This window comes from Streptococcus sp. HMSC066F10, assembly GCF_001813805.1.
Classification (GTDB): domain Bacteria; phylum Bacillota; class Bacilli; order Lactobacillales; family Streptococcaceae; genus Streptococcus; species Streptococcus vaginalis.
The window spans coordinates 1-1,465 of record NZ_KV814003.1; the positions used below are offsets into that span (position 1 = coordinate 1).

The window sequence follows — 1,465 nt, forward strand, 5'->3', positions numbered from 1 at the left end:
TGCACATTGTGTTCAAAAAGACCCGATGGCCGACCGCCCAAAAAGAACACCAGTCAGCGAGCCGCTATTGCGGCCCGCTTCAAAGTCCTTTGCCTGGACGCTGGCCTAAAGGTACCTGACGTGGCTCGCACTCTTCAGGTCACCGAGCGCACGGTCTATGCGTGGTTTTCAGGCAAGACGGCCGTGCCGTACTCGGCCTACAAGCTGCTGCGGATTCTCAACCGGTTCGAGCTCCCAGGTTGGTCAGGATGGCACATGCACAGCGGCAAGCTCTGGACACCTGAGGGCTTCGGGTTCGAGCCGCAGGATGGTGCGTGGTGGTCTCTCCTGGTCCGTCAGGCTCGATCCTTCAGGACGCTCTACGCCCGTGCAAACGCCCTCGAGCAGCTGATACAGGCGCAGGGAGCGGCGCGCGACGTCTCGGGAAGGGGCCCCGCCTGCGGGGATATGCCCGAGGCGGCGGGCGCGGCGCCCGGCCACGCGGAGGCGAAGCCCGCGGGGCGGCGCGCAGCGCCGCCTAACTTGTTCTTAAAACACTTTAGGACACGGAATTATCAGATTGGCGTGCTGCCTCACTCTGATGCTATCGATAACGTAGCAGGCCGTCAGCGGCCACTAACCTAGCAGGGGTCTCTTCATGAAGCGTAGTTCTCGGTTGGCCACGAAGGCTCTGAATCGAGGTGTGTCCTCTCGCAGCTATGAGATGGCCTTCAAGCGTCGTTTTGCTCCTGATGGCTCCTCGGGTAGCCCGGGGCTCCTCCAAGGGCTTCTGGTGCGTTCTGGCGCCCTTCCCGCGCCGCCTGCTGTCGAGCCTGCTCCTCCTGCTAAGAAGCGCGGCAGGCCTCGCAAGGCCGATGTCGCAGCGATCGCTGCGCAGGTCTGGTCCGATGTGACTGACGGTGCCGGCGTCGTTCTGGTCGACGGAAAGGAGGTCGACTCCAAACCTGCTGATTAAGTCGGTCCCCGGGGGTGTTGGAGCACGCCCGAGGGCCTAACCAAGTTCAACTGTAGGAGAGCTGAAATGGCTGATAGCGAGTGTATTGCCCGGGCTGAGTTGCGGGCTGTGTTGGAGTCGGGGGAGCCTGGACTTCCTCAACAGTGGCGGGCTGCGTTCCGTAGTCCTGAGGATGCGTTGGTCTGGGTGGGGCAGCACCACCCTAACCTGCTTGCGCGGACTCTGTTCGCGGCCGTGGCTGAGCTCAGTGCCAGCTTCAAGGCTCAACTTGAGGTCGAGGCCACCTGGAGGGCTGTTCGGGGGCCGGAGCGAAGCGTAGGGAGGGGGCGAAGCGCCCCTGCAAAGCGGTGCCCGAATTGAGCGATGGCGCCCTCCCCCTATTGGTTCTCGCGTGGCTAATTGCTTGCGCCTCGCAGGAGCTAATTCGCGCTTTGCAAAGCGGTCTTCAATTGGTGTCTAATTGAAGGAAATTCAGTGAAAAAGAATTCCTCCAAAAAGTGCACATTGTGT

General features: G+C 61.6%; 1 protein-coding gene. It reads left to right on the top strand.

Annotation, left to right across the window (positions count from 1 at the left end):
* The first annotated feature begins 6 nt into the window (after nt 1-6).
* Nucleotides 7-624, top strand: a complete 618-nt coding sequence (locus HMPREF2933_RS10625) for a VC1465 family Xer recombination activation factor (protein WP_083314091.1) — start codon at nt 7-9, stop codon at nt 622-624.
* Nucleotides 625-1,465 lie beyond the last annotated feature (841 nt).